The following is a 23,333-nucleotide window of genomic DNA, read 5'->3' as shown; positions in this document are numbered from 1 at the left end:
TATGAATTTTCTAACTGAAATAGAACGAGATTCTTTATGTGAATTATTCAATATTAGTTTAGGCGGTGCCGCAAAATTAATGAGTGAAATGATTTCTGATGAAATTTTACTCACTGTACCAAGTTTAAAACTAATCACAACCGAAGAAGCGAAAAATATTGAATATCTAGCAAATCAAGATGTTTGCACCATTGAACAAAAGTTTGTTGGTGGAATCGGCGACGGATCTGCATTTCTTTTATTCCATAAAAGTGCAAGTTTAGAAATCGTCAAAATGATGATGAAGGATTATGTGGCCTTAAACGAAGTTTCACAATTTGAAAAAGATGCGTTAAGTGAAATTGGAAACATTATTTTAAATGCTATTTTATCAAATTTAGCTAAGATGTCTGATTATAAAATTGAAACCCATATCCCAGAATTCTTTGCAGGGAAATATGAAGAATTACTTCTCAGACGAAATCCCAAAACAGACAATTCGATTCTCTTAGTTTTTATCGATTATAAACTGAGTGGGAAGGATATTAAAGGTTATATATTTTTCATTCTTAACTTTGATAGCATTAAAAATCTTTCTAGAGTACTGATTGAAAAGCTGAAATAGTGAATTCTCTTAATGAAAAACACTTACTAGCGATTATAAAGAAATCTGGAATAGGGATTCTCATTCTAGATAAAAACCTAAATATCGTTTTAACAAATAGTTGGTTTATTAAAAGTTCAGGAATAAAAGAGAAGGATTTAATAAATGCTTCATTCTTAGATATTTTCCCTGAATTAATAAATACAAGAACCTTCAAATCTATCAAACTTTGTTTAGATTTTTCTCAGTATTCTATTTTAACTCATACATTAAATCCATTTCCTTTTCCTCTTTATGATAACGAAAAAAATCGAGAAATAGGAAATCGTATTTATCAATACTTACACATCATTCCAATTTCTATCGAAGATGAAACTGATTCATTCTGTATGATTCAAATTTCAGATGTTTCGCAACAAGTGGTACGCGAAAAACTTTTGCGAGAAAAAATGACTTTGGCCAACCAAAGAGAAATCGAAGCGCAAAAAGCATCACAGGCTAAAACCGATTTTTTAGCTTCGATGAGCCATGAAATTCGGACTCCGTTAAACGCAATCCTCGGAATGACAGACACCTTAAATGAAACAGAGTTAACAGAAGAACAAAAAGAGTATTTAACGGTTCTTCGAAATTCAGGAAAAGCATTATTTAATATAATTAATGATATTCTCGATTTATCTCGAATTGAATCCGGAAAATTAGAAATGGAACATATCCATTTTTCAATTCGGGACTTAATGAAAGATACTGTTTCCATGTTTTATATGAAGGCCCAGACAAAAGGCATTGATATAAAATTTAACGTAGATGAAGAAATAGCTGAAAGTATTGCAGGTGACTCAACTAGATTACAACAAGTTCTAATCAATTTACTAAGTAATGCAATGAAATTTACGGAAAGTGGAAGAATATCCGTAAATACATCGTTAGGTGAAAACAAAAAGAATCTAATTATCTCTGTAGAGGACACAGGGATTGGTATTCCTCGAGAAAAATTAGATTCTATTTTTGAGAGTTTTACACAGGTGGATAGCTCTACTACGAGGAAATACGGTGGAACTGGCCTTGGATTAACGATTACAAAAAAGTTAATCCAATTAATGGGAGGGGAAATTTCAGTCGTAAGCCATGTGGGAATTGGTTCTAAATTTTCTTTTGAAATTCCATACGAAGGTTTTATCAAACGAAACTCAGACATACACAAACATTGGCTCAATTTAGAACTTCCAGAACCTGAAAATTTTCCAAATTGTAATATCCTGCTCGCTGAAGATTCCGAAGAAAATATATTTATCATCAAAACTTTTTTTCGTAAATATCCAATCAATATCAGCATTGCGTATAATGGAAAGGAAGCTATAACAAAGTATAAATCACAAAAATTTGATATCATTTTAATGGACATGCAAATGCCAGAAATGGATGGGTTAGAAGCAACTAGGGAAATAAGAAAGATCGAAGTAGCCAATCAAATTAAAGCTAGCGACTCAATTCCCATCATTGCTATTTCTGCAAACGTTCAGAAAGAAGATATTAGCAAAAGTTTTTTGGCAGGAATCACATCTTATCTTCCCAAACCAGTGAGAAAACATGAGATTCTAAAACTAATGTATTTTTATTTGGCGATGTAAAAACCTAATTTTCGTTATGCGAATATTACTTTAAACTTTTTTCCAATGCAATATCTGGATAAGCTTCCAATACATTCGGCTCCGAAAGGATTTCATTTGCCTTTTGAATAGACAAATAACCTGGTTCCGTTTGAAAACTAACTAATCGGGGGGACAATTGATCGAGAATTTGAATTCCATATTTGTTTGCGATTTTTTCCAAAGAAGTTTGTGATTGGTCACTAGAAAAAGTAATAATGATAATGCCAGGCAAAACAATATTTGGTCCCGTTCCGACACCTGTGGAATAAACTTCCGTTACTTTCAAAGGAATTGCTGATTTACTAGATTTTGGATTTAAAACTTTTCCCTGTGGGCGGATGTTCCATCCAGATTTAATTCCTTGGTTCCCTTGGTTTTTCTGTTGGTAGTTTGAAATTTCTTTTATGTCTACATATTCAGCGACAACGTTCGGATTTAGATAAAAAGTTTTTGTGACACCACCTTCTTTAAAGGTAATGGAGCTAGGTGGTTCCTTAGGTTCCGCATTTAATGAAGTAAAAAAAACGATTGTGGTAAGAGTCACCAAAGTGAAACGAAATGAAAAAACTAACCGTAAACTAGGAATCATAAATTTACCTTCCATAAATACGTAATTGCACTGAGTTTATTTGTCCCGTGTCAGTGGCGCTGGCATCATATACCTTGAGAACCCAAATTCCATTCGGATTTTCTCCCAGATGGCGAGCCACTCCAAATCGATAGGTAGAAGAACCTGTCATGGAAGCGATGGAAGTATTTCCAGAAGAACAAGTAGTATTGTTATACGGATTAACACAATAATGTGGTTCGGAAAGGACACTTTTTGTTCCACTGGGAGAAGTAATTTCAATGCGAAGTTCTGGAAAGTATGTATGGTTTGATGTAAATTCTACATCCACATATTCAATATAACTAATGGGACTACTAATATTGTAATTTACTGTGGCCCCTGTCACAAGATCATTATCAGGAATAGAGGTGTTAGGTGATAATGCTGATGCAGTATAAGTAATGAGTCCTGCTGTTATTGGTATCCAAGTTTTTGCCTTTGTCAATAAACTGACCGCATCGACGGCACCGAATCCATACTTATGGTTAATATTTAATCCTGCAGAATTAAGACTCCAGTCTACATCACTCGCATCATTTTTTCTAGCACTATAGGCAACTAACTCACGTACATCACGCCAGGTCAAATCGGGGTATTTCCCAATCAATAGAGCAACCACACCTGCAGCCAGTGGTGTAGCAGAGGAAGTTCCATTAAATTTTTTAGTATAATTTCCTAACGAATAATCTCCTGAACTACCACCTACATTTAATCCATTGGCTCCTGTGGCATCTGTTGTCGATATAGCAGTTGTATATGCTGTGGCGTCATTGCCTTGTGTATGGGCAACCACCCATAGATTTGCACCTGATTCGGAGTAGGCCGCCTTTTTTCCATTTTGACCAATACCACCAATGGCCATCACACCATAATAGTTGGCTTGACCATCATAGTTGGCGTTATCGAATAAAAGTGGAGAAGCTATTGTATTTCTAAAGGCACCATTTCCCGCTGCCCATACATAAACAGTTCCCTTTCCTGATTTTCCCTTGCTGATTCCTTCGTTTACACCTTGTTGCCAAAGTGCACTGGAAGGCCAAAGCCATCCATAATTATCAGGAGAACCCCAACTGTTATTGGATATAGAAACCCTTGCTGATTCATTTACCATTGCTCGGTATTCATCAGAAGTATAGATGGTGGACTTTTCCAGTATATTGACACCAACTAACTTAGAACAAGGTGCTGCTCCTCTAACACCGAGATTATTGCCACCGCGAGCAGCAATCACTCCCCCTACTGCAGAACCGTGAAAACTATTGGAATAGGAATGCGTTGGATAAATGGTTCCATTTAAGAGATTTAATCCACGAGCCGTTACCGAAATATTCTGAACTAAGTCTTCATGTTTAATATCCAACCCATCATCTACCACACTGACAATCACACGATTGCCGGAGATATCCTGATCCCATAATGGACTGACGTTTGCATCTTCACCAACAGTACCACCAAATTGGCCAATATTTTTTAGGTGCCATTCGTCCCCATAAAGCGGATCGTTAGAACTAGGAGAAAAGGAACAATTCTCTTCAGAACCGTTGGATAATGCTAAAAATAGAAGATAATATAAAACGAGATCACTGATTTTTTCACCTTTATGGGCAGGTTTACAATTCCCAAAGGCGAAACTTGTGAAAGCAAGTAGTGCAATTAAAGTTTTCAAACGATTCATCTAATGAAAATTTCCGCCCTATTCCTTATAACATTCAGACGGTTTGAATCAACCGAATTCCTTTCAAAAATAAATTCTTTTTTTATGCTTTTGCTTCCGCCAAACGTTTCGATCTATCTTCTTGAACCAATGCATCAATCAATTCATCCAAGTCACCTTCCATGATGGCAGGTAAATTATGACTCGTAAAACCGATTCTATGGTCTGTGCAACGCCCTTGAGGAAAGTTATAAGTCCGAATCCTTTCAGACCTGTCTCCCGAACCAACTTGAGCTTTTTTCAACGCATCTGCACTTTGTTTGGCAGCATCTGCCATTTGATCTACAATCCTTGCACGTAACACGCGCATTGCTTTATCACGGTTTTTGATTTGAGAACGTTCTTCTTGGGAAGCTACCACAATACCGGTTGGAATATGTGTAATACGAACTGCTGAGTCAGTTGTGTTGACGTGCTGTCCACCAGCACCTGACGAGCGATAGACGTCAATACGCAAATCACTTTCTCTGATTTCTATTTCTTTTTCTTCAGCTTCAGGAAGGATTGCTACAGTGACTGCTGATGTATGAATGCGTCCACCCGATTCAGTTTCAGGAATTCTCTGAACACGATGTGTACCGGATTCAAACTTAAATAAATCATAAGCTCTTTCATCATCGAGTGAAAATACGATTTCTTTGAAACCGCCAATTCCCGTGGGACTTGCGTCAATGATCTCTGTTCGAATACCTTGTTTATCAGCATATTTATTATACATGCGAAATAAATCGGCACAGAACAAACCTGACTCTTCCCCACCAGTTCCAGCACGGATTTCGACAAGAATACTTTTTCCAGAATTTGGATCTGGAGGTAATAACATAATTTCGAGTTCTTTCGCTAACTCTTCTAACTTTTTTTCACCTTCTTCAATCTCTGATTTCAACATAACGTGCATGTCTGGATCATTTTCGGATTCAAGGAGAACTTTTGCATCCTGAACATCTTTTGTAATTTTTAAATATTCATCAGCTTTTGTATATACTGGTGTTAGGCGAGATCTTTCTTTCGATAGATTCTTCAAAGTATCGGATGCTGTGGCTTTGGCGAGCTCATCCTCGATACGGAGGTATTTTTCTTGAATTTTTTTCAATCTATCTATCATGTCTATGGAAAGGATATAGAATGCCTGTTTTTGATAAACCAAAATCTAACGAGGATTTAAGAAACCCGTGAGCGAAACACCTTCCCAGGTCAAATCTGAAGGTTTTTTAGAAGGCCTAATCGAGTTATTTGCAGGCTTAGAAGACTATCGAAGTCCCTATGCGCCCACAATCCAACCTCCAGACAATCTAATCCAGGAATTGGTTCAAAACGCATCCTTTAAATCGGGACTGGTTAGCGCCACTTGCTCCCTACCGCCTGGCCCACTAGGAATTCTAAGTATCCTTCCTGAATTAATGTTTTTGTATCGCATTCAGGGGCATTTGATTTTGGACATAGCCGCACTCTATGGAAAAGAAGTTCAAGTCACCAAAGAATTATTACTCTATTGTCTTTTTAAACATGGCGGCGCACATGTTTTCCGAAAAATTATAGAAGAATCTTCTCTTAAAATTTTGATTCGCCCAACAACCGTTAAAGTATTTCAAACCTTGTTAGAAAAATTAGGATTAATGATATCAAAATCCCTAATCCGAAAACAATTTGCTCGTTGGATACCTATTGGTGGTGCGGTAGTCACAGGAACTTTTGCCTATTATGATACAAAACGTGTTGGCAAAACAGCAATGGAACTATTTTCTAAAGAAATCCACGCAGAAGAAATTCAAGAATTGTTGGAGTCTCAGTGAAATTATTTTCTATTATAACCTCTGTTTTTATTTTATTTTTTTTCTCCTGCCAATCGAAACATGAATCCTTAGTCTCAGAAATTGAAGATTTAATCTCTAAAGAAAAATATGAAAAGGCACTTGCCCTTTTACAGGATAGACTTTCCGCAAATCGTTCCACTTCAGAAGTATTATCTAAAAATAAACCAAACCAACCTAGATTGTTCGCACTTTCTGAAGATAGAACAAAAATTGTTTGGACTGAAAACAAAACTCTTTATTTTAAAGACCTAGTCAATGACAGTCGAAACTCAATTGAACTAAAACTCCGTCCCGATTCAATACAAATTTCGGCTAACGGAAAATATGTGGCAGTGCAGTATCCATTAAAACAATATGGGGGTTGTGCTTTATTTGGATATTCGACAACTGATTCCTCGTTGGAACATGAATCCATTGTTCATATACCTTGCAAAACAGGAATGGCGATCACTAATTCTGGTGATTTATTATTATACTTTTTTGAAAACCAACTCTTCGTTGAAAAAACAGGTACAAACTCCAAACCAGAAAAATTCATCTCTGGAGATCTCTTTCCTACTCCATTCCCAAAACTAAAAACGCACTACCACATAACTTCCATAGGAAATGAATTTCTAGTTTGGTCGGGAATTGGTGGCTCTTACAATTTATTCTTTTTACATTTGGAATCAAAACGAGTGACTCTGCTTTCCAAAGACATTGTGCTTCCACGATTTTATTATAATAATGGAATTTCTGGTTATATTGTAGGCGGAAAAATTGGTGACCTTTATCTTAAAGAAGTTGTTTACCACCAAGGGAAAACTCCTTCGATCAACCGAGGTATTCCCATTGTCACTCGCGAAGCATTTTCATGGAGGCTGACAGGGAAAGACGAGTTCATTGCTACCAACCAAAACGATCCCAACCAACCAATGAAATGGAAGGTTTCTGGCAAAAAGGAACATTTTCCTTTTTTTATAGAAAGATTGTGGGGAGTCGCAGGGGACCGAATAGTTTATGAAAGCAAAAGAGGAGAACTTGTTTTAGATGACCTAAATTTTTCTCCGGAAGACTGGATGATTTATGAGTATTTTAAAAAAGTAAGGAAGCTGAGTGACGGTTAGGCTGCTTGTTCTTTTTCTTTTTTAGCAGAAAAGATATCACAAGCTTTATAAGTGTCAGTAATACAGTGAGAAGTAAGTCTTTCCAAATCCTCAGTTTGTAAACGATCTTTGGCACTAGGACAAATAGAGAGTCCTTTAGAATACAAAGGGCATTTTACATAAAACTCATTTTTAGGAAGGGACTTCTGTGCCATGACTCTGAAAATTTTTTGTGGAAAGGTATGCCTTGTCAAATCGATTTTATATCTAATCTTAAAATTAACGATTCAAAAAAACTGTAGTTTCGCCAGAAAATCAAAAGTACAAGTTTAAGATCGTAGGACTTTCTACCGATCCCACTTGATCTTCATTCGAAAAATCTCGCAGGTTAAAAGTTTTTCCATTCCATTTTTGGCCATATAAATGCCCGGCTAAGAACACCTGAACTAAGTCTTGTGCTTTTGTCGATTTTATGAATTTGGCCATCCCTTCCTTTTTCCAAACATTAGAATCTTCTAAATCAAAAGATTGCCATTTCATATTTGGATAAGAAGCTGAAGGTGAAATTAAACCATCGATTGGTTTTCCCACTAGTCGATTGTATATATTTATATCAAAAACTTCCTGTCCAATCAATATAGCTACTTTCCAACCAGGAACAACCCAAACACGATCTTGAGTAGTTTCACCAGGAGAAAGTATTTTTAATTCTTCTTCTGTTAATAAAGATTTTTTCACGAGAGGATCCATCAACTTTCCATCAGCAGAAAATGGAATAGCGACATTGTAAAGTGGTCCTTTGGAATCAAGAACAAGACTACCTTTTACAATTTTAGGATTTGGTAATATGATAGTTCCAGCTAAAATAGGAACATTGTATTGTTTAGCAAGTTCAGAAAAAGTTCGAACATAAACTTCCGCCATCTTTTCAGATTTCAAATAAAATAAATCGGAAAGGGAAAAATTTTCCCCTTTGGTTTTTAAAGCAAACTCTAATGAATCTGCATTTAAAAAACGAGATTTTTCATCTAAAAATAATAAACCTGATCCAGTATGTTCAGGAAGAATAACAATCGTTTTTCGGTCAAAAATACCAGATGTTTTGGCTTTGGTTAAGGTTTCTTCTATACGTTCACGCCACCATTCTTCTTTTACAAAGTCCTCAGGTTGGAGAACTAATTGAATTCCGACTAGGTTTCCATACTTTCTATCGGTTCCGTTAGTTTGAATCGTAACGTCATTCCATGACTTAGTTGGTTTTGTGATTTCTTCATCTACTTCAGGTTTGCTGAAATTAAAATCAAATTTGAAATCAAAACTAAAATCTGGTTTTGGGATATCTATCTTCGGCAATGTTGTCTGATCATCTTTTAGAATGGATGCAGAAAAAAATCCAAAACCGAACAAAATGAGAAATAGGAGAATTTTATAAGGGGGAACGTATAAATTATGCATATTTTTTTAAATAGAGTTGGACAGCATCCAACATATACTCCGAAAAAAGATTGGAAGGATCAAAATTAGTAATATCAACCCAGTCCATAAAGTCGTGTTCCTCTGATAACTGAATTTTCCCATCCAAAAGTTTGGCTGAATAGGCAATGATCACACAAGGGAAATTTCCTTCATTTACTCTATGTTTATGAATAAAAATTGGTTCAGGATTTACATCAATTTTTATTTGATCTCCCAACTCTTCTGTTACTTCCCTAAAGATACTTTCTGACCAGTCCGAAAAAAATTCATCCTCGTTCATCCTGCCACCAGGCAAATCACCATGACCAGACTTTCTATCTCGCAAAACTAACAATTGATTTCCGTTACGAAGAAACAATTTTTGGGTAATTTGAAAAAAACCGTGATTACTCACAATGAATCTCCCCAAACATTAATTTGGTGATCTACCGCATATAAATCAGGTTTTGGTAGACGCTTAGATTTATAATAATGAACCATGCCTAACGACACACTTGCAAGTTGAGAAATGATTGGATCCATTGACTCAGTTGGTACTCCAAAAAACAAAAAGTTCACAGGACTTCCATCGCTAATTAGATAAACTGCCTTTTCGATTTGTTTTTTATCGATTCTAAAAACTATTTTTGAACCCAAATCCATTTGTGTTTGCGGATCTAAAATTCTTTGGAAGGATATTTCCAAATCCTCTCCCCCTAACTTTGGATTCTCCTCTAAATTCAACGCATTCGTCCAATTGATAAAATCGTTAAACTCAACTGTTTTTGTTGATCCAGATGCAATAAACAATTGTTTGTGTTTACTGGTAAGAATCCAAGATTCCCAAGTTTTTGGGGGAATGATAGATTCCCCTGTAACACCGATGACCAAATCAATTTCCGCAAATTCCAAATCGGATACATGAGAAAAACTCGATTTTAAAAATCTAGATTCCGATTGAATTTTGCGATCTACTTCTAAAATATCTAAGTTGTTTTCATGAAGGAATCCACCGATTAGAAAACTTTTTAAAAACCCACCGATGTTTCCGTTGGAACCAAGTAATAGAATTTTTCTTTTCGATAATACTTTACCAATTCCGTGCAAAGTATTGCCGATCGCATTCAAAATAGAACGAGCTACTTCCTTAGATTCTTCCTTGGTTTTTTCATTAGAAATTGCGATCGAAAAAGTAGGCAAAAATAAAAACTCTTTCTCTTCTTTTACTTTGACCAAACGATCATAACCATTGCGTGTATGTTCAACCGTTCCCATTACATAAGTTTTTAAAATTTCATTGAATGGTTTTTGTTTAATGGTTGGATCTTTTGTCTCTACCCAAAACTCATCTAATACTGATCCGAATGACACTCCATCTAATGCACGTTCATTCAAAACGGGTGCCACATAACCACCATCTTCTATGAGAATTAATTTTTCATTTTTGGGAATTAAAGACAATAATTTGTTTAAAAACAAAAATACTGCCAACCGTCTCATAGCATCAAAAAAACCTAATTTTGCTTCTTCTAATTTATGGCGGAATGTGGAATGAATTTCAAAATCACTATACAAAGGAGAAATTCCATAATAAGGAGTATGATTTTTTGTAAGTTTGAATTCTAGGCCTGCCATAAAAAAGTTTTCGGTAGGTATATCCAACAAAATATCTAAATAAACTGGAGGAATATTGCCACCATACTTTACAAAGGCGACATCAAGTGAATTTGCTTTTAATCTTCTAAAAGTTTCAATTAAAGAAATAATTTCAGAGGTGACATGATGGATTAAAAATATATTCACGCCTTCAAAACTATATTTATGCCCATTTGCATTGGCAATTTGTTCCAAAATAGGCATTCGTTTTAAATAAAAAGAAGAATCGAGTAGGGTTCTCTTCTGGTTAATACTAAAATTTAAAACTCGATCCAATCGAGATAGGTCAACATAAACTGATACTTTTCCAATTAGAGCCCGAATTGTGTTTCCTTCTTTGATTTTTTTAGAAACTGAAGAATCTTCTAATAAAAGAAATAGTTTTTTTAATATGGATAACGAAACACCTGGGTCTGAACTTAAAATCAAATTACGATATTGTTCTTCCCAATAAAAATTTATATTAGTCAGTTTTCCAAGCGGAGTTTTTTCAATTTGCCCAAATACTTTACTAAAATGACTGTTTTCTTCTTCGTAAAAAGTTTCACCCTTTTGGGCCGCATTGATCATCCCATTGCTGAGTGATTCACTAATTTTTGAAGCACCTGCAATATAAGTTCTTGTATGTACATCACTAATCACTTCATGTTTGATGTTGTTTAAGTTTAGACAACCATCTTCTTGTGTATCTATTGTTATGCGAAGAAAGAAGTCACCAATTCTGTATAAACTAGCAACCCTTTCCATTAAAATATAATAACCGGAAGGATGAATAAACTCTGCTTCAAAAGGAAATAATAAAGCTACAGAAGAATTTCTGTTCGGATCTTCCCCGTAAAATTCGGGGTGAATTTTTTTGGCTATCGATTGTTGTTGGAAAGAACCAAATACAAAACGTAAATTCTCTTCAAACTGTTCTCGAAACAAAACCCAATCTTTTAAAATTCCTGCCCTGGCAAACACCTGGACATGTTGGATATGCATATCCACTAATTCATGATTGATAGTAGGATTTATTTTATAAGTAAAAGACAAATCTCCTGGCAAAGAATGTAATTGATTACCAATCTCTTCTCCAATAGTTCGAGAAAGAATGGAAAGCCCAAAAAAGATTCGTAAATGCGTAAGATCAATCTCCCAAAGACCATCCTCAATGGGAGCAAGTACCGGGCCTAAGGAAGTGTGAATCTGTTTGTTTATGTTCATAAAGTTACTTAAAATCTACTACTACCTTCACACTGGAAGGATCTTTAGCGGTTGCATAAGCCAATTCCAATTGGTCTGAGGAAAACCTATGAGATATTAAATTTGTTTCGAGTGCATGAGTGATCTCTGGGTTATCACGAAGAAGTGAAATTGCCATATGAAAATCCCCGCATCGAGAACTATGTATCTCTTTTTGATTCGCAAAAAATTTTCCCACCAAACTTGCATCCGCTGGCCAATCTTTTGTTTTAGATGTATCAACAAGGATGGCACCCCTTGGTCGTACCAAAGAATTTTCATGCCCTGGATTCGGACGAATTGCTAAACTCAATTCTTCTGGACTGGAAACCACTACTAAATCAAATCTTGGCAATTGGTTGGAAAACATTTCAGAATTCAAAATACTCTCTGCTTCTTTGGAACTTCCCTCGAAAACTGTAAATTGTGTTTTCAACTTTTCTTTAATCGTTTCGGAAACACTACCAAACACGAATATGTTTCGATTTTTACGATTTTCCTTTTCCCAATGAAACAATACATTTGAATCGGAATAAGGAAGAATGGAAAGTTCATCTACGACAAGTTCCGTTAAATGAGCAATTCCTGCCATCACTTGCCCATTCGTTGTTTTCAGATGAACTTCTCGTTTCGCTATTTGTAACGCAGATTCAAAACCTGAAGCTGTCGAAGTAGTATCATAAACTATGTCAAATTGGTTTTTTAAACTTTCTATGTCGGTGTTTCGAAGATCAATTACTTCATCGGCACCCATAGCTTTGGATAAAGTCACTAGGTGATCGTGCCTGGTAATTGCTGTTATGCGAAAATCGGATAAATTGGTTTTCCGGTAAGAGGCAAGGGCAGCCAAAATCAAACTCCCTAAACGACGGGGTCCAAGGACCGCCACATGATCTCCCGGTTTTGGTGGAGAAGCAAGAATGGCTTGTAAGGCGGCAGCAAAGGGTTCCATCAGTACAGCAGCTTTTGGTGAAACACCTTCCAAAGAAATAGCAGCATGAACAGGGGCTAAAATATAAGGTCCAAACCCACCAGGAAGCCGATCAATGCCAAGCACTCTTCGTTCCGGGGAATGAGTGGGAATCCCTTCTTTGCAAAAAACATCAGGAGACTTGTCTCCTCGTGCTTCATAAGTATCGTTAATTTCGACGACATACTGTTTTCCTTGGTGTTCGCCAAGACCTTCCGCTAGAACTTCATGCCCAATGATTTGTGGGAGAGGGAAGGGTAAAAACCTTCTGTCTATGTCTGTGGAACAAACGCCACAGGAAATGGTTTTTAGAGGAATATAACCCGGTCCTAAGTGGAGGTAAGGGTCACCATTTCGTTTGATTTCCCAACCTTCCTTTTCATTGCCAAAATACTCGTATTCAGCTGATTCAAACGAGTCATCGGATTTGTAATCCTTCGCTCGAAATTTTAAGTTCATTACCTATTGTTGATAAAAAAAAGAAGAATGATAGTCAATGTAAAAAAGGTAAAGTTGAGAAGAAAGCCCTGTCTGATTTCTCTCCTTTCTTTATCACCAAGTAAGTAACTTGTTACAAAGACAGAAAAAAATCCACCTAGATGAGCCCAGTGAGCTACCTGGTCACGGGCAAACAAATTAGTTACATCAGAATAAACCATCATCCAACCAAAGAGAAAAACAGGAAAAGGTATAGATTTTGTTTTAGTGATGGGAAATCGAAAAGGAGATAAAAATGTTGCGGCGGAAGCCAAACCAGAAATAGCTCCACTTGCCCCAACAATCGGAGTCCTATCACCAAATATTAATCCTCTTACAATTCCATCACCTAACACGGACAGTATGCCTGCCATAAAATAAAACAATAACCAACGAGCTTTTCCTACGCGATTTTCTACAACCCGACCCAGTAGTAGAAGGAAAAACAAATTCGAAAGAAGATGAGCACCTGATCCATGAAAGAAAGTGGATAAAATCCAATTGATTGGTTCTAACTCTCCAGGTGTTGCGATAAAATATGGTCCAATTAAATCAGGAAAAAAAATAGATACAATTGGGTATAAAAGAAAAAGAAATAAAGAAAAACCTGCAGTAAGGGGAAATTCCCAAATAAATGATCGCATAACTATTTAAATGTGGGAGGAACCGCTTCTTCGGGGTTTCTTTCGTAAGCAGGATCAAAACCAGGAATTCCCACTGCCAATTCGTGAAGATCTGGTTGTTTCCAAATCAGTTCGTAATAATCTAAAGAACCATAGGAATCAAAGTGGCTATCATATAACAATCGTAAGTATTTTTCTCGATCATTCAAGATGATTCTATTGACTTCATGAACCATATCAGCGAAACTCCTAGTTTCTTTATCAAATTCATCGATCGAATCATGTAATAATCCTAAAAGGACAATGTACTTCTCCGCTTGTTTCAGTGATTTTAATGAATAAGCTAACTCTTGAAGTTTCATTAAATATAAATAAGGTCGAATGTTTTTTCCTACGAGTAATTTCTGTTTCGCAACTGCAATTTCTCGATATCCCAACCGCAAATATAAATTGGTTTCTGTTTTTTCCTTTCCGTTCGCTAATCTTGCAAGCCTGCCTAATTCAACTTCTAATTCTTCAATTTCATCTTCTAAAACATAAATATACAGTTGAATGAGTAGACCCTGTGTTCTCCTAAGTTCAGAATAGGAACGACCCAAATCCATTTGCAAATGCAGAATTTCGGATTCGATATGGTGTTGTACGCAACGTTTGAAGTATTTTTTTTGATCCTCGGTACCGCGGTTGCTAATGGTAGAATTTAGAATGCGTAGAAACTCGTAGTTATCCTTAAGTCCGTAGCTAACACGAATTAACTGAGTCGCCTTGGAACTGGACTGATCTGGCGTCATCTCTCCAATCACTGTCAGAAAGAGCATTAGTATGACCGAAAAACGTTTCATCTATGCAAATAGTTTCGGCCGTACGGAGAAAACATTAGCATGATAAAAAAGAAAAGACATATACGTCTCATATTCTAGTATTATGTCGGAGAAGAATCTGTGCAAAAGTTAGGATCACTACCAACTTCCCCCTTGGAAGCCATCGACCTCCTTAAATCTGAAATGGACCAACCAGTCTGGGAATCACGTCTTTTGGATTTGATGAAACTGGCTGCCGATGGTGATAAAAACACTTGGACTATGATTTACCAAATCATCAGGGAGGCCGACTCGGGTCGATTGAGTTGGGGTTACCACAAATCCCTACTTTCTGGAATGGTTTATCTTCTCTCTTATGTGGGGGATTCCAAAAGTTATCGAGTACTGCTGAATTATGTCAAATCACTCGACCGCGCCATTCCCATCGGTGCGATGGAACTTATCTCTGATTTACTTCCTACTTTTGCTGAACTGGATGTTCGGGAACTATTTACCATTGCTTCCAACTCTGATGAATTAAAATCTGCCTTTGGTGTTTTAGCATTATGTAAACTCAATATAGAAAACAGACTTTCCGATGATGAAAAAGAAAAACTAAAAGAGTTTTTAACTACTTATAAAAATTATAAATACTATCTCACTGATACAATCGAATTAACGTTAGAACAATTAAATGAAACGGATGCAAGCGATATGTTGACGGAGTTAGATGGAATCTTTCAATGAAAGCTGCAGTACTTCCGCAAGGCTCAAGATCTCTCGAAATCCAAGAATTGGATCTACCTTCCCTTCTCCCTAACCAGGTAAAAATCAAAGTCAAAGCCTGTGGAATTTGTGGTTCTGACATTCATTTGGTCCTTCACGGAAAAATGAAAGCAACCTATTCGCCTTGTGTTCCTGGTCATGAAACTTCAGGTGTTGTGGAGGAAGTAGGAGAACAAGTTACCCGATTCAAAAAAGGAGATCGTGTTGTTGTTAGCGCTGGAACTTCTTGTGGAAAATGTAAACACTGTTTGGCGGGAAGAGAAAATCTTTGTGAAGAAATTGGAGTTCTTGGTTTCAACCAACGTGGTGGATTTGCAGAGTATTTACAAATCGAAGAACGTTATCTTCACAATTTACCGGATGAAATTCCTTTTACAGAAGGAGCCATTTTGGCTGATGCCGTCTCTACTCCTTACCATGCCGTCAAATACCAAGGGGAAATCAAACCTGGAGACACAGTTGCCATCATTGGATGTGGTGGACTGGGAATTCACGCTGTGGCCATTGCTAAAGCATTGGGAGCAGGCCGTATTTTTGCTGTGGATATCGATAGCGGATCCCTTGAAAACGCAAAATCTTACGGGGCAGACGAACTTATATTAGTTGAAAAAAATATGCAAGTGGGTAAGGTTTTAAAAGAAAAATCTGGCGGCATTGATTTGTTATGCGACTTTTCTGGTTATATGCCCAATATTGAAAATTCGGTCCGCGCGATGAATCGTGGAGGAAGGATTGTTCTTGTCGGAATTGGCAGAAACAAATTGGAAATTCCTATGCCGTTTTTTCTAATTGAAAGACAAATTCGTATCACCGGTTCCTATGGTTCCGATAGAAGAGCAATCCCTGAGCTCATCCAACTCTATAAAGATAAAAAATTAAGTCTGACCAAATCCATTAGTGGAGTTCATAAGTTAGAAGAGACCAATGAATTTTTACATGCACTGGAAGAAAAAAAAGGAAATCCCATTCGGTTTATCATCAATCCAGAATTATGAATTATGGGGTTTCACAAGAAAGCTAAATAGATTCTGGTATAATGGAAAAACTAAATCGTTGTGGTTATAACCGTAAAAATTAGAGACTTTTATTTATTTTATTTCTAATAATAAAAAACTTAAATCATCCATTTGGTATTTCCACCCGGAAGAAAACCGAAAGAGCGAATCTTGTACAATTGCTGCAAGCTCCTGAAATTTTTGGTAACGATTGTCCCATAACAATGATTTGAGTCTTTCTTCGCCGAAGCTATCACCTGCCTCATTTAATAAGTCAAATATTCCATCCGTGTATAATAAAATTTTATCACCCGGAAACAGTTTTACTGTATCTTCTGCATAGGGAATATGAGAGAACAAACCCAAAGGTTTTCCTTTAACATTTAAATGAATGACTTCCGATTCCGAATTTCGAATGAGAAAAAAACCTGGATGGCCCGCATTACTGAATGTTGCCGTATATGATTCCGTATCAATGAATACATAAGAGGCAGTAATAAAAAGATTTTTAGTTTTTCCAACCAAATGTCTGTTCATTGAATGGAAAACCCTAGAAGGAAATTGTAAATAGGCACCGGCCCCAACAAATGCCATTTTAGACATGGCTGCTACCATTGCCGATGAAATCCCGTGCCCTGATACATCTGCCATAAGAATCGCCCAATTTCCCATACTATCTTTTGTATGATCAAAGTAATCTCCGCCCACCGACTCTAGGTTTTGCGAAAATCCTATGATTCGAATTTTATCGTCTTCATTATATTTAGAAGATAATAATGATTTTTGGAGTGCATGTGCCAAAGCTAAATCTTTATCAATTTGAATTAATCTCTGCAATTCCTTGTTTTTGATCCGCAGTTCCGCATTCATTCTGTTAATCGAATGTAATAGTTGCCAATAATGTTTAAATACATAAAATCCAAACAAACCCAACATGATAAAAAACCCGAAGTGAATAATTCTTTGTCCGTGTGAAAAAAATTCCAGGTCTACTAAAATATCATGAAGTCCTGCCAAAACAATGATGAGTAATCCCAAGGTAATGGTTCGTAGATTTTTATTTCCTTTGATTAAAACATAAATAGAAGAAAAAATTGCGATCACTGCTTCTAATACAATTACCCAATTATAATCATCTTCGCTGTTAAGAAACGAAATTCCATTTTCATAATTTTTTATAATCGAAATAAAAAAGATAATTATATGAAGGAAAGTTAGAATCTTAAATAAATTTCGAAAGAAAGGAGGAAAAATCCCAATCAAAAAAAGCAAAAGTGCAAAAGGAAAAAATGCAAAATTAATATAAGTGAGTGGAGTTACAATATACGAATACTGACTGAGAGAAAATCCAACAAAGCCGTTTAATGCTTCTATTAGAGAGGCTGAAAATAGTAAAATAGAAAAATTCAGAAATATATTTTCTCTTTTTCTTAGAAAATAAAATCCAAGAAAAATGATAGATAGGACAAGTAAAACGGGAGCAAAAAAAGTTTCAGAAAAGTTTTCTATAAACAAATCTACAAGTGCCATGGAATGATCTTTGAAAAATACTTTGCGATCCATTCCGATATAACCATGGTACCTGGATTGAAATTGAATGATGAGAGAACCTGACGGGTTTTGGTTTAAAGGAATGATATAAGGAAAAAAATGGTCTTGGAGTTTGGATTCGAAAACTAATTCTTTTCCTTGGAATAGTTTAAATTGTTCTAAAGCGATTTCAACATAAAGCACAGGGCTTTTCAGTTGTCTTACAAACTGATCACTGAATTTAATATATAAATATTGGCTCTCAAGAGATTCAAAACCCAAACGATTGGGTTCCATTTTTTGCCAATCATTTTCTGGAATCAAATTAGGATCTTTCAATTCTTCTCTTGACCAATAGTAATATCGATCTAAAAGATAAATGGATTGTTGGAATTGGCGATCCGGTGCCACTTCCGAATGTAAGTCCAAACACCCCATACACTGGAAAAGAATCCCTAAATAAAGAACAAACTGTAAGAAGGTGTGAATCGATTTATATGATTTGACTTCTTTCAAAATTTAATTCCTATAGGATCAAGCAGGATACGTTCAATGAATCGAAATCGATTCCAATCATTTTTTTACCTACTACCCCTCCTATTATTGTCTCTTACCACAATTGTGGCCCAAGAAGAGAAAACTGCCCAAGAAAGATTTGTGGAAGACAAGATGGAATGTTATTCCATCGCCACAGAAATTGACGGGCAAGAATACCAAAAATCGCTCAAATGTATCTCACAGGATTCTATCTGTTACATTATCCAAGGTTTTGCGATGAGTTGTATTCCGCGCTCTGGAAGATATTCCGCTGAACTACCAAACCTAAATCCAAAACCGACTCAACCATAATCGTATAACGGGAGATTTATGAAAATCAAAACAAAAATCACAGAAATGTTAAAAATTGATCTGCCAATCATTGCAGCTCCAATGTTCCTCGTCTCCTATCCGGAGTTAGTGGTGGCAGTTTCGGAAGCAGGTGGGATAGGCTGTTTTCCTTCTTTAAACTACCGAACACCTGAACAGTTACGGGAAGGAATTTTAGAAATCCGTTCCAAAACCAAAAAACCAATTGGAGTTAATTTGATCCTTCATAAAGAACATAACCCGAATTGGGCGAAACAATTCGAAGTTGTTATGGATTTAAAAGTAGAACTTATCATTACAAGTTTAGGGACTCCTCGAACCATTGCCAAAGAAATCAAATCCAATGGATCTACTTTGTTTTGCGATGTAACCACGCTGAAACATGCAAACATAGTCGCAAAGTCAGGTGCAGACGCTCTGATTGCCGTTTCCCAAGGAGCTGGTGGACACGCTGGTGCTATCACACCTTTTGCATTAATTCCTTACTTAAAAAAGGAAGTTGGACTACCTGTGATTGCAGCAGGTGCTATTTCTACGGGATCACAAATGGCGGCGGCCTTGTCTTTAGGGGCAGATGCAGTGTATGTTGGAACTCGTTTTATTGCGACTCCAGAGTCTAGAGCCCAAAATGAATACAAACAAATGTTAATTGATTCAAGCCCAGATGAAATCATTTATACTGAAAAAATTTCAGGAATCCCCGCCAACTGGTTAGCAAAATCAGTGGAGCGCTCTCCTGATGTTTTAGAAGATGGTCCGAAAAAAATTGCAGCAGGTCACGCTGGCGGGGAAAAAGCCGTTGAACAAGAATACAAACGTTGGAGAGATATTTGGTCTGCGGGACAGGGTGTCGCACAGATTGAAGAAGTAAAACCTGCCGGTGAAATTGTAAAAGAGATAGCCAGTGAATATTTAGCTACTCTCAACAATCTTCCTCGCTAAACTAAAATTATGCGAATTGGTCAAATAGACCGGTTCGCATTAAAAAAATAACAAAGACGAATATGAGTCTTTCTTTCGTTCTCGATCCTACTTTCAAATTAAAACTTAAAATTTGAGAATCGCATTAATCATACCTTTCGTATCTAAATAGTCGTTCGATTTATAAATCATCTTTCCATCAGCATCTAAAATTAAAAAGAAGGGTAATCCAATTTTTAATTCTGGATAATTGGGATTGTTTGCAAACTCTTCAAAAATGGGATCTGTATCATAAACTTTCCAAAGGATGGCTCTGTTTTTAAAAGTTTCATTCCATTCTTTATTCGAAAGCGTAAGTTTTTGAAACTCTTTGCAGTTTGTACACCAATCGGCATAGAAGTCGATAAATATCGGTTTCCCCGTTTCTTTGGCAATTCGATAGACATCCGCTTCACTGCGGTACCATTCTAAATTTCCATGAATCTCCGTGGGAGCCGAGTTAATTTTTGAATGAGAAGAACCCGGTTCGAGTTTCCACAAGGCCGATTGCAAAAGTAAAACTAACACAATCAAGGAAGTAAAAGCACCCATTTGTAAAAGTGCCAATTTCATTTTTTCGTGAGGAAGACCTTCTTTCTTTTGTAAGTAAAGAAAGACCAAAGCCAAAATCCAAATGAAAAATACTTTTATAGAAAGAGCGGAATCAAAACCCCAAAGGACAAAAGCTTTTTCTAAATATGTAAAAGCAAAATAAAAAATCATCAATGCAAGGATCCATTGAACGGCCTTCATCCACTTACCCGATTTTGGTAAGGCAAAACCAAAAACTCCAATGAGTAAAAATGGAATCCCAAGACCCAAACCAAATACAAACATCTTTATAGAAGTAAAAAGAATGGGAAACAAATGAATCCCTTCTGTTTGGTAAGCAATGAGTTGAACAAGAATTGAAACCACAACTGGGCCCACACAAGGAGAAGAAAGTAGACCCGCACCAACACCTAAAAAAAATGTATTCGCATAACTCACATTTGCCGAATTTCTTAAATCACCTGCAAAAAAAGGAAAATATAAAAATTCTGCAACGCTAAGACCTAAAACAAAAAACAAAATAGCAAGGATAACTTGTGTTTCAGGATATCGTAAAAAGGAATTAAAGGCCCCTCCACTCAAACCCGCAACAAGTCCAAATACTGCATACATACTGGCTAAACCCAAATAGTAAACAAAAGGGTGTGACCATTTATGATTCGTGACTCGGGATTTTAAAATCCCGGCTGTAATGGGGTATAAAGGATAAACACAAGGCAAAAGACCCGCCAAAAGCCCGCCTAAGGCCAAAAAGAAAATACTATAAACAGAAAAGGAACCGGAAGACAATTGGGATTCTATAAAGGTTTGAATTTCAGATACCATACTCGCTTTCTTAGAACGTGGCTGTGGCTTTCAAAACAATACTTCGATCCAATCTTCCGTATTCAGAAATTGGATGTGTCGCAGGTTTTGAAAACTGTTCTATATATTCGACACGATTTGATGTCTCCCCGGTACTGTCTACATACCATTTATTTGGTCCTCCTTTAGAATCATACGAACGTACTTCCGTATATCCTATTGCCAACCTAGCAGAAGGGGTCAAAAACCATTCTCCAAAGATTTGCCTTGTAATGTAATAAGACTGATCAGAATAGAGAGGATCGGTGGTTCCCGGCTTGAATCTCAACCAAGGCTCTCGTTCCACCGTCTCTGTGGCACGTAAACCAGGTGAGGGTCCACCTGTTGCAATTTCTCCGCGCATGACCAGTCGCACCGTTCCATTCCCAAGCCCTGCCCAAAAATAAGCTCCTCGTCCTGTGGATTCTGCTACTTTTGTGGCAGGTTGGTAAGGTGCTAACTTATCTACGATTTCCCCACCCAATTGTTTTTTGGCCATTCCCCCCAAACCTAAATTTAGAGCCTCTTTCCAAACCAGATGAGATTCGACTGCAATCACCTGCTCTTGGTTTAGAGAAACACTTCCTTGTTTTCTTGTAGCCGGATTCCCATCACTAACGAGGCAGCGAGTTTTTCCTTCTCGGCATTCATCACTCGCATAACCAATAGCATTCGATGCTCTTCCTAAAACATGGAGACCAGTTTTTAAATTCTCAGACCAAGTAGGTTCCCATCCCAGTTTTCCGATGACATCATATCCAGTATTCGTTGTATTCTGAGTATTTCGGTATCCTTCCCCATTGACAAGAGCAGTTTGTACAGAAAAAGAATTCCATCGAAGGATATAATTAATTCCAAGATCCACCGGATCTTTTGCAAATCCCATAGATTCTAATGGCGATTTATCGAAATAACGCCAATCATAGTTTCCTGACCAAACAGAAAACATATGCGGAAGTTCAAACATTCCAAATTGCAATTGATGTTTTGTATTTCCTAATTCAAAAGTTTTAGCAAGATTTGCTCGCCTAACTAAGAACACATAAGGATTGGATTTATTTCCTGTCCCCGCAGATGTATCATTTGTTAATGCATCGTTACGCAGGATTTCGCCCCAAAATTCGGCTTTGATTCCGGTATCTTCCCATTCTTTCGAAATGGTTACCATAGTCCAAGGAAGGGAAAATCCTGCTTTGTCAGAGGGAGATAAGTCTTTCGTTCCAGATGCTTTGTCCCGAACACGATAAGATAGTGTGGGAGTTAAGATGGCTCCCAGTTTTAATCCATAGTAGCCATCTGGTTCGTCTTTTTTAGTTGTGACTACTTCCTCACCAAAGATTGGATAGGTGAAGAAGCAAATAAGTATGAATACCTTGAAATAATATTTCACTTTTTACCGTAAGTTTCGTCCGGAGTAAAACTAGTATCTTCCCAACCCACTGGTTTGTGACATGGAAGACAACGAGACAACATGGGATTGCCTTTTCGTTTTTCTTGGAACTGAATGGTAGCACCTTCCTTTGTAATTAGTCCTTTGTAATCATTTTTTTCCAACTCAGAGGCACCTAATTTAACTGCCCCACCTGTTCCCTTAGAAAATTCAGTACCATTGATGTTTACGAGTCCTTCACAAACACAAGTGTATCCTTTTTTTTCCTTTTCTTCGTAGAACACTCCAAAGGCGGTTCCGCGAACGCCCGCAGTTGTAGTTTGTGTGGATACCTCAAAACTACCTTTTTTGAAATCGTTTACTCGGAACCATGCAGCACCATTTTGCACATAGGCTTTGGCAATTTTTTTATCAGAATTCCATTCTTTTAACGTGAAATCAGTGTTTGGTTGGATTCTTATTTCTGTTTCTTGGTATAAAAAATCCACTTTGGATCCATTCCCTGTTTTAATCCTGTCTCCAGGTTTCAGAATATCATTTACTTTGAGAGTTTTCCAAAGTTTGGAAGAGTCAGTAGAGGAGAGAAAACTCACCTTTCCACGGGTAAAGGTTGCCACGGCAAATTCTTCCGCGGAAAGGGAAACGCTGGTTAGGAGGAGGGAAGAAAGGATTAGAAGGATTCTGAGGCTCATAATCCTTCTAACAACCATATTAAAAAAATTTATCAATCAATTTTATCAATAAATT

At 36.8% G+C, this 23,333-nt stretch carries 22 protein-coding genes; 8 read left to right on the top strand and 14 right to left on the bottom strand.

What is annotated here, in order from left to right; genetic code table 11:
* Nucleotide 1: 1 nt before the first annotated feature.
* Nucleotides 2–604, top strand: a complete 603-nt coding sequence (locus EHR07_RS12440) for a chemotaxis protein CheX (RefSeq protein ID WP_135745366.1) — start codon at nucleotides 2–4, stop codon at nucleotides 602–604.
* Nucleotides 604–2,214, top strand: coding sequence for an ATP-binding protein (locus EHR07_RS12435; RefSeq protein ID WP_135745365.1), 1,611 nt, complete (start codon nucleotides 604–606; stop codon nucleotides 2,212–2,214). Before EHR07_RS12440 ends, EHR07_RS12435 begins: the two co-directional genes overlap by 1 nt.
* Before the next feature lie 25 nt (nucleotides 2,215–2,239).
* Here the strand turns inward: EHR07_RS12435 and EHR07_RS12430 are convergent, their stop codons facing one another.
* The 3 genes from EHR07_RS12430 to prfA all read right to left on the bottom strand — a co-directional run bounded on the left by EHR07_RS12430 (nucleotide 2,240) and on the right by prfA (nucleotide 5,664).
* Nucleotides 2,240–2,824: a hypothetical protein gene (locus EHR07_RS12430; RefSeq protein ID WP_238776870.1), complete on the bottom strand. Its 585-nt coding sequence runs from the start codon at nucleotides 2,822–2,824 to the stop codon at nucleotides 2,240–2,242.
* 4 nt (nucleotides 2,825–2,828) lie between these two features.
* The gene (locus EHR07_RS12425) at nucleotides 2,829–4,520 is read right to left on the bottom strand and encodes a S8 family serine peptidase (RefSeq protein ID WP_135745363.1); all 1,692 of its coding nucleotides are present in this window, start codon (nucleotides 4,518–4,520) and stop codon (nucleotides 2,829–2,831) included.
* A gap of 82 nt (nucleotides 4,521–4,602) precedes the next feature.
* Entirely contained in the window at nucleotides 4,603–5,664 is a 1,062-nt protein-coding gene (gene prfA / locus EHR07_RS12420; protein WP_135745362.1) for a peptide chain release factor 1, read from the bottom strand.
* 67 nt (nucleotides 5,665–5,731) lie between these two features.
* On the opposite strand from prfA, the gene EHR07_RS12415 reads away from it, so the two are divergent.
* Both EHR07_RS12415 and EHR07_RS12410 read left to right on the top strand, forming a co-directional pair.
* Entirely contained in the window at nucleotides 5,732–6,352 is a 621-nt protein-coding gene (locus tag EHR07_RS12415) for a hypothetical protein (RefSeq protein WP_135745361.1), read from the top strand.
* Entirely contained in the window at nucleotides 6,349–7,479 is a 1,131-nt protein-coding gene (locus EHR07_RS12410) for a hypothetical protein (RefSeq protein WP_135745360.1), read from the top strand. Before EHR07_RS12415 ends, EHR07_RS12410 begins: the two co-directional genes overlap by 4 nt.
* On the opposite strand, the gene EHR07_RS12405 is transcribed toward EHR07_RS12410, so the two are convergent.
* The 7 genes from EHR07_RS12405 to EHR07_RS12375 all read right to left on the bottom strand — a co-directional run bounded on the left by EHR07_RS12405 (nucleotide 7,476) and on the right by EHR07_RS12375 (nucleotide 14,705).
* Entirely contained in the window at nucleotides 7,476–7,673 is a 198-nt protein-coding gene (locus EHR07_RS12405; RefSeq protein ID WP_135745359.1) for a hypothetical protein, read from the bottom strand. The genes EHR07_RS12410 and EHR07_RS12405 overlap by 4 nt on opposite strands.
* 100 nt (nucleotides 7,674–7,773) lie before the next feature.
* A complete protein-coding gene (locus EHR07_RS12400; protein ID WP_135745358.1) occupies nucleotides 7,774–8,913 on the bottom strand; it encodes a carbon-nitrogen hydrolase family protein in 1,140 nt (379 codons plus the stop codon).
* Entirely contained in the window at nucleotides 8,906–9,328 is a 423-nt protein-coding gene (locus EHR07_RS12395) for an NUDIX domain-containing protein (RefSeq protein ID WP_135745357.1), read from the bottom strand. The genes EHR07_RS12400 and EHR07_RS12395 overlap by 8 nt, the downstream gene beginning before the upstream one ends.
* On the bottom strand, nucleotides 9,325–11,775 hold the full coding sequence (locus tag EHR07_RS12390) for a hypothetical protein (RefSeq protein WP_135745356.1): 2,451 nt from the start codon (nucleotides 11,773–11,775) through the stop codon (nucleotides 9,325–9,327). Before EHR07_RS12390 ends, EHR07_RS12395 begins: the two co-directional genes overlap by 4 nt.
* A 4-nt stretch (nucleotides 11,776–11,779) precedes the next feature.
* Nucleotides 11,780–13,222: an MDR/zinc-dependent alcohol dehydrogenase-like family protein gene (locus EHR07_RS12385; protein ID WP_135745355.1), complete on the bottom strand. Its 1,443-nt coding sequence runs from the start codon at nucleotides 13,220–13,222 to the stop codon at nucleotides 11,780–11,782.
* On the bottom strand, nucleotides 13,222–13,884 hold the full coding sequence (locus tag EHR07_RS12380) for a rhomboid family intramembrane serine protease (RefSeq protein ID WP_135573063.1): 663 nt from the start codon (nucleotides 13,882–13,884) through the stop codon (nucleotides 13,222–13,224). Before EHR07_RS12380 ends, EHR07_RS12385 begins: the two co-directional genes overlap by 1 nt.
* Before the next feature lie 2 nt (nucleotides 13,885–13,886).
* Complete coding sequence (locus tag EHR07_RS12375; RefSeq protein ID WP_167483372.1) at nucleotides 13,887–14,705, bottom strand: adhesin OmpL37 family surface protein; 819 nt, start codon at nucleotides 14,703–14,705, stop codon at nucleotides 13,887–13,889.
* A 99-nt stretch (nucleotides 14,706–14,804) separates the two neighbouring features.
* Here EHR07_RS12375 and EHR07_RS12370 point away from each other — a divergent pair, with 99 nt between their 5' ends.
* The gene (locus EHR07_RS12370; RefSeq protein WP_135745354.1) at nucleotides 14,805–15,410 is read left to right on the top strand and encodes a hypothetical protein; all 606 of its coding nucleotides are present in this window, start codon (nucleotides 14,805–14,807) and stop codon (nucleotides 15,408–15,410) included.
* Nucleotides 15,407–16,444 carry a zinc-binding dehydrogenase gene (locus EHR07_RS12365; RefSeq protein WP_135745353.1) on the top strand — a complete coding sequence of 346 codons (1,038 nt, stop codon included), beginning with the start codon at nucleotides 15,407–15,409 and terminating at the stop codon, nucleotides 16,442–16,444. The genes EHR07_RS12370 and EHR07_RS12365 overlap by 4 nt, the downstream gene beginning before the upstream one ends.
* 93 nt (nucleotides 16,445–16,537) lie before the next feature.
* On the opposite strand, the gene EHR07_RS12360 is transcribed toward EHR07_RS12365, so the two are convergent.
* Entirely contained in the window at nucleotides 16,538–18,490 is a 1,953-nt protein-coding gene (locus EHR07_RS12360) for a SpoIIE family protein phosphatase (RefSeq protein WP_135745352.1), read from the bottom strand.
* 36 nt (nucleotides 18,491–18,526) lie between these two features.
* Between EHR07_RS12360 and EHR07_RS12355 the strand changes: the two genes are divergently transcribed.
* Nucleotides 18,527–18,823 carry a hypothetical protein gene (locus EHR07_RS12355; protein WP_135745351.1) on the top strand — a complete coding sequence of 99 codons (297 nt, stop codon included), beginning with the start codon at nucleotides 18,527–18,529 and terminating at the stop codon, nucleotides 18,821–18,823.
* Between the two features lie 18 nt (nucleotides 18,824–18,841).
* Nucleotides 18,842–19,783 carry an NAD(P)H-dependent flavin oxidoreductase gene (locus tag EHR07_RS12350; protein ID WP_135745350.1) on the top strand — a complete coding sequence of 314 codons (942 nt, stop codon included), beginning with the start codon at nucleotides 18,842–18,844 and terminating at the stop codon, nucleotides 19,781–19,783.
* Between the two features lie 105 nt (nucleotides 19,784–19,888).
* On the opposite strand, the gene EHR07_RS12345 is transcribed toward EHR07_RS12350, so the two are convergent.
* From EHR07_RS12345 to EHR07_RS12335, 3 genes are read right to left on the bottom strand one after another with little or no spacing between them, the layout of a single operon-like run.
* Nucleotides 19,889–21,178, bottom strand: a complete 1,290-nt coding sequence (locus EHR07_RS12345; RefSeq protein ID WP_135745349.1) for a protein-disulfide reductase DsbD family protein — start codon at nucleotides 21,176–21,178, stop codon at nucleotides 19,889–19,891.
* Between the two features lie 10 nt (nucleotides 21,179–21,188).
* Nucleotides 21,189–22,586 (bottom strand): hypothetical protein, encoded by a 1,398-nt coding sequence (locus EHR07_RS12340; RefSeq protein WP_135745348.1) that lies wholly within the window; start codon nucleotides 22,584–22,586, stop codon nucleotides 21,189–21,191.
* Nucleotides 22,583–23,296: a FecR family protein gene (locus EHR07_RS12335; protein WP_135746277.1), complete on the bottom strand. Its 714-nt coding sequence runs from the start codon at nucleotides 23,294–23,296 to the stop codon at nucleotides 22,583–22,585. The genes EHR07_RS12340 and EHR07_RS12335 overlap by 4 nt, the downstream gene beginning before the upstream one ends.
* Nucleotides 23,297–23,333 lie beyond the last annotated feature (37 nt).

Source organism: Leptospira bandrabouensis, assembly GCF_004770905.1.
In the GTDB taxonomy this organism is placed as follows: domain Bacteria; phylum Spirochaetota; class Leptospiria; order Leptospirales; family Leptospiraceae; genus Leptospira_A; species Leptospira_A bandrabouensis.
The sequence above is the reverse complement of the archived record's forward strand: the minus strand, read 5'-3'. Positions and strand labels throughout refer to the sequence as shown.